7 protein-coding genes and 1 rRNA gene are annotated in these 7449 nt (G+C 72.9%); 1 reads left to right on the top strand and 7 read right to left on the bottom strand.

The annotated features are described in order from the left end of the window. Positions 1 to 66 precede the first annotated feature (66 nt). The 4 genes from ACFTXQ_RS34245 to ACFTXQ_RS34260 form a co-directional block, all read right to left on the bottom strand. A complete protein-coding gene (locus ACFTXQ_RS34245) occupies positions 67 to 897 on the bottom strand; it encodes an ABC transporter ATP-binding protein (RefSeq protein WP_382648842.1) in 831 nt (276 codons plus the stop codon). Continuing rightward, on the bottom strand, positions 894 to 1940 hold the full coding sequence (locus ACFTXQ_RS34250) for a FecCD family ABC transporter permease (RefSeq protein ID WP_382648845.1): 1047 nt from the start codon (positions 1938 to 1940) through the stop codon (positions 894 to 896). Before ACFTXQ_RS34250 ends, ACFTXQ_RS34245 begins: the two co-directional genes overlap by 4 nt. Next, on the bottom strand, positions 1937 to 2995 hold the full coding sequence (locus tag ACFTXQ_RS34255) for a FecCD family ABC transporter permease (RefSeq protein ID WP_382648848.1): 1059 nt from the start codon (positions 2993 to 2995) through the stop codon (positions 1937 to 1939). The genes ACFTXQ_RS34250 and ACFTXQ_RS34255 overlap by 4 nt, the downstream gene beginning before the upstream one ends. A gap of 61 nt (positions 2996 to 3056) precedes the next feature. Further along, a complete protein-coding gene (locus ACFTXQ_RS34260; protein ID WP_382648851.1) occupies positions 3057 to 4106 on the bottom strand; it encodes an HAD-IIA family hydrolase in 1050 nt (349 codons plus the stop codon). A gap of 87 nt (positions 4107 to 4193) precedes the next feature. On the opposite strand from ACFTXQ_RS34260, the gene ACFTXQ_RS34265 reads away from it, so the two are divergent. Further along, positions 4194 to 5465: a DUF1015 family protein gene (locus tag ACFTXQ_RS34265; protein ID WP_382648854.1), complete on the top strand. Its 1272-nt coding sequence runs from the start codon at positions 4194 to 4196 to the stop codon at positions 5463 to 5465. A gap of 75 nt (positions 5466 to 5540) precedes the next feature. Here ACFTXQ_RS34265 and ACFTXQ_RS34270 read toward each other — a convergent pair whose 3' ends face one another. From ACFTXQ_RS34270 to rrf, 3 genes are all read right to left on the bottom strand, one after another. Next, positions 5541 to 6377, bottom strand: a complete 837-nt coding sequence (locus ACFTXQ_RS34270) for a tetratricopeptide repeat protein (RefSeq protein ID WP_382648857.1) — start codon at positions 6375 to 6377, stop codon at positions 5541 to 5543. Next, positions 6359 to 7135 (bottom strand): hypothetical protein, encoded by a 777-nt coding sequence (locus ACFTXQ_RS34275; protein WP_382648860.1) that lies wholly within the window; start codon positions 7133 to 7135, stop codon positions 6359 to 6361. The genes ACFTXQ_RS34270 and ACFTXQ_RS34275 overlap by 19 nt, the downstream gene beginning before the upstream one ends. 223 nt (positions 7136 to 7358) lie before the next feature. After that, positions 7359 to 7449: ribosomal RNA gene (rrf, locus tag ACFTXQ_RS34280) — 5S ribosomal RNA — on the bottom strand; the annotation flags it as partial.

Consider the following 7449-nt stretch of genomic DNA (forward strand, 5'->3'; position numbering starts at 1 on the left):
CCCCGTGGGCGCGGCGAGGTGCCCCCGCCCCCGGGCCGCCCCCCGCCCCCCCCCGAGCCGGGTCGGCTAGGCGGTGGCGCGGGCCTGGGCGCGGGACTGCCGCGCCGCCGGGATCACCAGCGGGGTCCCCGTTTCCGGATCGGAGATCACCTGGCAGCGCAGGCCGAAGACCCGCTCCACCAGCTCTGCGGTGACCACCTCGGAAGGCGCCCCCTCCGCCACGACCTCCCCGCCCCGCATCGCGATCAGGTGCGTCGCGTACCGGGCCGCGTGGTTCAGATCGTGCAGCACCGCCACCAGCGTCCGCCCCTGCGTCTCGTGCAGCTCCGCGCACAGGTCCAGCACGTCGATCTGGTGCTGGATGTCCAGGTACGTCGTCGGCTCGTCGAGCAGCAGCAGCGGCGTCTGCTGCGCCAGCGCCATCGCGATCCACACCCGCTGCCGCTGCCCGCCCGACAGCTCGTCCACGGCCCGGTCGGCGAGCTCGGCGACCCCGGTCGAGGCCATCGACTCCGCCACGATCCGCTCGTCCTCCGCCGACCACTGCCTCAGCAGCCCCTGGTGCGGGTACCGGCCCCGCGAGACCAGGTCGGCCACCGTGATGCCGTCCGGCGCGATCGAGGTCTGCGGGAGCAGGCCCAGCGTCCTGGCGACCTTCTTCGCCGGCATCGTCCCGATGGCTTGCCCGTCGAGCAGCACCCGCCCCGCCGACGGCTTCAGCATCCGCGACAGCGCCCGCAGCAGCGTGGACTTGCCGCACGCGTTCGGCCCGACGATCACGGTGAAGGAGTGATCGGGGATCTCCACCGACAGGTTCTCGGCGATGACCCGCTGGTCGTAGCCGAGGGTCACGTTCTCCGCGGTCAGCCGCTGCACTTGCCCACTCCTAGAGTTCATATACGTCCCGCCTTGCGCTCGGTGACAAGCAGCCAGAGCAGATAGACACCGCCGACGAGCCCGGTCACCACGCCCACCGGCAGCTGATCGGCGCCGAAGGCCCGCTGCGAGGCCCAGTCGGACACCATCAGCAGGACCGACCCCATGAGCGCGGCGGTCATCAGGTTCCCGCCGGGCGAGCGGGTCAGCCGCCGCGCCAGCTGCGGCGCGGCCAGCGCGACGAAGCTGATGGGCCCGGCCGCGGCGCTCGCCGCGGTGGTCAGCAGGATCGCCGCGAGCATCAGCAGCAGCCGCGTGCGCTCCACCCGCACTCCCAGCGCGTACGCGGCGTCGTCGCCCATCTCCATCATCCGCAGGGCCCGACCCTGCCCGAGGACCAGCGGGAAGAGCACCGCGCACACCGCGAGCAGCGGCCACACCTGCGCCCAGTCCCGCCCGGCCAGCGAGCCGGTCAGCCAGACCATGGCGCGGGTGGCCTCGATCATCTGGGCCTTGGTGATCAGGTACTGGATCACCGCGAGGAGCATGGCGGAGGCGCCGATGCCGACGAGCACCAGCCGGTAGCCCTGGATGCCCTTCTTGTACGCCAGCAGGTAGACGAGGACCCCGGCCAGCAGTCCGCCGGCCAGCGCGCCGACGGCCACCTCGGTGGCGCCGCCCTTGAACAGGATGATGACGACGAGCGCGCCCACCACCGAGCCGTACCCGAACCCCAGCAGGTCCGGGGAGCCGAGCGGGTTGCGTGAGACGGACTGGAAGACGGCTCCGGCCATCCCGAGGGCGGCGCCGACGAGCAGGGCCACCAGGACCCGCGGCAGCCGCAGGTCGTTGACGATGAAGTCGTCGGCGGGGCTGCCGTTGCCCAGCAGGGTCCGTACGACGTCCCACGGCGCGATGTCGAAGTCCCCGGTGCCGATGAGCAGCACGGCCAGCGCGAACGCGGTGACGGCCAGCAGCACCCCCACGGCCAGGGCACGCCGTTCGAGGCGCAGCGAGATCCCGCCGGGGAGGCGCACCGGACGGGCTTTGGCGGTCGCGGTCACAGCTGGGCCATCCTCTTGCGCCGAACCAGGTAGATGAAGACGGGCCCGCCGATGAGCGCGGTCACGACGCCGACCTGCAGTTCGGCGGGCCGGGTGACGATCCGTCCGAGGACGTCGGAGCCGAGCAGCAGCACGGGTGACAGGACGGCCGAGTACGCGAGCACCCAGCGCATGTCGGGCCCGGTGAACGCCCGGACGAGGTGCGGGACCATCAGCCCGATGAAGACGATGGGCCCGCAGGCGGCGGTCGCCGCACCGCACAGCAGGGTGATGGCGAGCATCGCGCCGATCCGGGTCCGCGTCAGGTGGGCGCCGAGCGCCCGCGCGGTGTCGTCGCCCATGGACATCGCGTTGAGCGGCCTGCCGAGCGACAGCGCGAGCACCGCTCCGACCAGCAGGAACGGCGCGACCTGCCGGACGGTGTCCATGTTGGCCGATGCCAGTGAACCCACCGTCCAAAAGCGCAGCTTGTCCAGCGCCTTGCTGTCCATCAGCTGCACGGCGTTGATGTAGCCGACGAGGGCCGCGCTGGCGGCCGTACCGGCGAGGGCAAGGCGCACCGGCGTCGCGCTGCGGCTGCCGCCGAGCACGTAGACGACGACGGAGACCACCGCGGCACCGAGGAAGGCCCACCACACGAACTCGCTCAGCGAACTCGCGCCGAGGAAGCTGATCGCGGAGACCACGGCGGCCGCCGCGCCCGCGTTGACGCCGAGGATGCCCGGCTCGGCCAGCGGGTTGCGGGTCAGCGCCTGCATGACCGCCCCCGACAGGCCGAGGCCGAGCCCGACCATCAGCCCGAGGAGGGTGCGCGGCACCCGCAGGTCCCGCACCACCACGTCGGAGGGGGTCCCCTCGTAGTGGAACAGGCCGTGCCAGACCTCGTCGAGGGGCATCTGCTTGGCGCCCACGGCGATGCTCACTACCGCGATCAGCGCGAGCACCGCGAGGGCGCCGAGCAGACCGGCGACGCGCCGGGCGTGCCGCGGGCGGGCGACGGCGGCCTGCGCGGGCACCGTGCTCGGTTCGGGTTCAGGGGGACTCTCGACCAACACGCAGGTTAGGTTAGCCTACCCTGCGCCTTCATCGGTTCCCGAGCCGATCCCTCCCCGGACCCTAAAGCCCCAGCCTGGCCAGCGCCTTGGCCGCGTCCAGCGTGCAGACCCCGTCCCCGGCCGCCGTCCACGCCGCCGCGCACAGCGCCCGCAGCCCGTCGATCGGGTCCCCGCCGCCCGGCTCGCCGTCCTCGCCGCGCAGCTCCAGTACGCCGTCCAGCGCGACCGCCGTCCAGCCACCGCAGCGGAAGCCCTCCGCGGCCGCCTCGACCTCCGGCTGGCCGGTCAGCAGCCCCCGCAGGTCCCGGTCCACGTAGGTCGGCCGGTGCCTCGGCTCGGCCCGCACGAGCTGCGCCGCGTCCGTCACCCCGGTCAGCACCAGCAGCGAGTCCACCTCGCCGTTGAACGCGCCCTCGATGTCGGTGTCCAGCCGGTCCCCGACCACCAGCGGCCGCTTCGCCCCGGTCCGCAGCACCGTCTCCCGGTGCATCGGGGGCAGCGGCTTGCCCGCCACCTGCGGCTCGGCGCCCGTGGCGATCCGTACGACCTCCACCGCCGCCCCGTTGCCCGGCGCGATCCCGCGCGCCCCCGGAATCGTCAGATCGGTGTTGGACGCGTACCACGGCACGCCCCGGTTGATCGCGTACGAGGCCTCCGCGAACCGCCCCCACGCCAGGTCCGGGCCGCCGTACCCCTGGACGACCGCCGCGAGCCCCTCCTCGTCGGCCGACTCCACCGGCACCAGTCCGCGCTCGCGCAGCGCGACCCGCAGCCCCTCCCCGCCGATCACCAGCACCTTCGACCCCGGCTCCACCTGGTCCGCGATCAGCCGGGCCACCGCCTGCGCCGAGGTGATCACCTCGGCCGCCTCGGTCGGGATGCCCAGCTCGCCGAGGTGCTCGGCGACCGCGTCCGGCGTGCGCAGCGCGTTGTTCGTGACGTACGCGAGGTGCATGCCCCCGGCCCGGGCCACGGCGAGGGACTCCACGGCGTGCGCGATCGCCTCCCCGCCCGCGTAGACCACGCCGTCGAGGTCCAGCAGGGCCGTGTCGTACGCCAGGTGCAGACTCCGCTCACTCGCCGCGGGACTGGTCCTGCTCTGCCGAGTCATCCTGTCCGCTCCTCATACAATCCGTCATGTCCGATTCCGTGCTCCCCCGATCATCCCGCATCGCGAGACGCGTCTTACCATGCACCAATGACCACATCTGGCACCGCGGACCACGGACTGCGCCTGATCCCGTTCCATGGCCTGCGCTATGTCCCGGAGCGTGTCGGCAGCCTGGCCGCCGTCACCTCGCCGCCGTACGACGTGGTCGTGCGTCCCGACGGAGTCGACCACCTCGAATCCGCCGACCCGCACAACATCGTCCGCCTGATCCTCCCGCAGGCCGGCACCCCGGCCGCCCGCAACGAACAGGCCGCGCGCACCCTCCACGACTGGCTGGCCGAGGGCATCCTCAGCGCCGACCCCGAGCCCGCGCTCTACGTGTACGAGCAGCGCCGGGCCGGCCTCCTCCAGCGCGGCGTCATCGGCGCCCTCGCCCTGTCCACCGCCGACGCCGGCATCGTCCTGCCGCACGAGGACGTCATGCCGGACGTGGTCACCGACCGGGCCGGCCTGATGCGGGCCACCTCGGCCAATCTCGAACCCCTCCTCCTCACCTACCGCGGCGACGACCCCGCGGCGGGCGCGGCCGCCGTCGTCGAGAACACCGCCCGGCGCGCCCCGCTCCTCTCCACCACCACCGAGGACGGTTTCCAGCACCGCCTCTGGGCGATCACCGACCCGGCGGAGCTCGCCACCGTGACGGCCGATCTCAGCCACCGTCAGGCCCTCATCGCCGACGGCCACCACCGCTGGGCGACCTACCTGCGCCTCCAGGAGGAGCACGGGTCCCCGACCGCCTGGGACTTCGGCCTGGTCCTCCTCGTGGACACCGCCCGCTACCCGCTCCAGGTCCGCGCCATCCACCGCATGCTGCGCCGCCTCCCGCTCGCGGACGCCCTGGCCGCGGTCGCCGGCACCTTCCGGGTCCACCCGGTCGACGGCCCGCTCCCCCTGGCCCTGGAGGCCCTCGCGGACGCCGCCGAACGGGGCAACGCCTTCCTCCTCACCGGCGACGGCACCTTCCACCTGGTCACCGACCCCGATCCGGCGCTCCTCGAACGCACGGTCCGGCACGACCGCCCCGAGGCCTGGCGCCGGCTGGACGCCACCGTCCTGCACGCCACCCTGCTCGACGCCGTGTGGCACGTCCCCGACACCCCGGACCAGATCACCTACATCCACGACGCCGCCGCCACCATGGCCATGGCCGAGCGCCACGGTGGCACCGCGGTCCTGCTGCATCCCGTACGGGAGGAAGTCGTACGGGACCTGGCCCGCCAGGGCGTCACCATGCCCCGCAAGTCCACGTCCTTCGGCCCGAAGCCGGCCACCGGCCTGGTCCTGCGCGGCCTGGCCTGACCGGCCCCGGACACGAAGAAGGGCGGTACCCCCGGTGGGGGTACCGCCCTTCTTCACATCATCCGGCCGTCAACTTCAGGCCTTGCCGCCGTCCTCGTCCTCGACGACGACGCCCTCGTCCGTGACGTCGAAGTCGGCCTCGGACTCCTCCAGCGGCTCGTACTCCTCGTCGTCCTCGTCGTAGTACTCGGCGACGTCAGAGGCACGCTCGGCCGCGGCGACCTCGGCCGGGTCCTGGCCGTCGTCCTCGTCCTCGTCCTGGTCCTCGTCCTCGATGTCGACCGAGGCGTCGACGAACTCGACACCGTCGAGCTCGGCGAGGCGGTCGGAGGCGTCGGTGGCCCCGTCCCGGTCCGCTTCGAGGGTCTTGCCGAACCACTCGCGCGCCTCGTCCTCACGACCGGCGGCGAGCAGGGCGTCGGCGTAGGCGTACCGCAGGCGCGCGGTCCAGGGCTGGACGGTGCTGGAGGCCAGCTCCGGGCTCTGCAGGGTCACGATGGCGGCTTCGAGCTGCCCCTGGTCCCGCCGGGCACCGGCCGCGACCAGCCGCATCTCGACCTGGCCGGCCTTGTCCAGCTTCTGCACCTCGGGCTCGCCGGCCATGGCCAGCGCCCGCTCCGGACGGCCGAGGCCGCGCTCGCAGTCGGCCATGACGGGCCACAGCTCGACCGAGCCGGTCATGCGCTTGGCGGCACGGAACTCGGCGAGCGCCTCGCTGTACTTCTGCGTGGCGTACGCGGCGAAGCCGGCGGCCTCGCGGACCGCGGCGACGCGGGAGGCCAGCCGCAGGGCGATGCGCGAGTACGCGTACGCCTGCTCGGGGTCCTCGTCGATCAGCCGCGCGACCATGACGAGGTTCTTGGAGACCTCCTCGGCCAGACCCTTGGGCAGGCTCAGCAGCTCCTGGCGCACGTCGGCGTCGATCTCGAGACCGGTGACGTCCTCGTCGATCGGAAGCCGCTTGACCGGGTCCCGGTCGCGGTCGCCGCGGTAGTCGCGGTCCCCGCCACGGTCGTCACGGCCACCGCGGTAGCCACCGCGGTCGTCGCGACCCCGGTACCCACCGCGGTCGCCACCCCGGTCGTCACGGCGCGGGTAGCTCGGACGGTCACCGCGGTCACCGCGGTCGTCACGGCGGAAACCACCGCGGTCGTCACGGCCGCCACGGTCGTCACGACGGAAGCCGCCACGGTCGTCGTCCCGGCGCGGGTACGAGGGACGCCCACCGCGGTCGTCATCGCGACGCGGGTACGACGGCCGGTCACCCCGGTCATCGCGACGGAACGAGGGACGGTCCCCGCCACGGTCGTCACGACGCGGGTAGCTCGGACGGTCACCGCGGTCACCACGGTCGTCACGACGGAACCCGCCGCCACGCTCGTCATCGCGACGCGGGTACGACGGCCGGTCACCCCGGTCATCACGACGGAACGAGGGACGGTCCCCACCACGGTCGTCACGACCGCCGCGGTAGCCACCACGGTCGTCGTCGCGGCGCGGATAGCTGGGACGGTCGCCACGGTCACCGCGGTCGTCACGACGGAAGCCGCCGCCACCGCCGGCGGGACGCCCACCGCGGTCATCGCGACGGAACCCACCGCCACCGCCGGCCGGTCGTCCACCGCGGTCGTCACGACGGAACGGGGGACGGTCGCCGCCCCGGTCGTCACGGCCCCCGCGGTAGCCGCCCCTGTCACCGCCGTCGTTGCGCCGAGGCTCGCGCTCCGGACGATCGTCGGGAGAGTTGGACATGGGTGTGACTCCTGTCTTCGGGGTACCGCTAGTCATTCTCGCGCAACCAACCCATGGCCGCGCTTCGGCGTAAAGAGGTGAAAAACAAAAAGGACCCTTGGTCCAGCGTTGAACGCTGGACCAAGGGTCCTTTGAAAGATTGTTCGGCGGCGTCCTACTCTCCCACAGGGTCCCCCCTGCAGTACCATCGGCGCTGAAAGGCTTAGCTTCCGGGTTCGGAATGTAACCGGGC

Origin of the sequence: Streptomyces sp. NPDC057010 (assembly GCF_042673805.1) — a bacterium.
Taxonomy (GTDB): Bacteria; Actinomycetota; Actinomycetes; order Streptomycetales; family Streptomycetaceae; genus Streptomyces.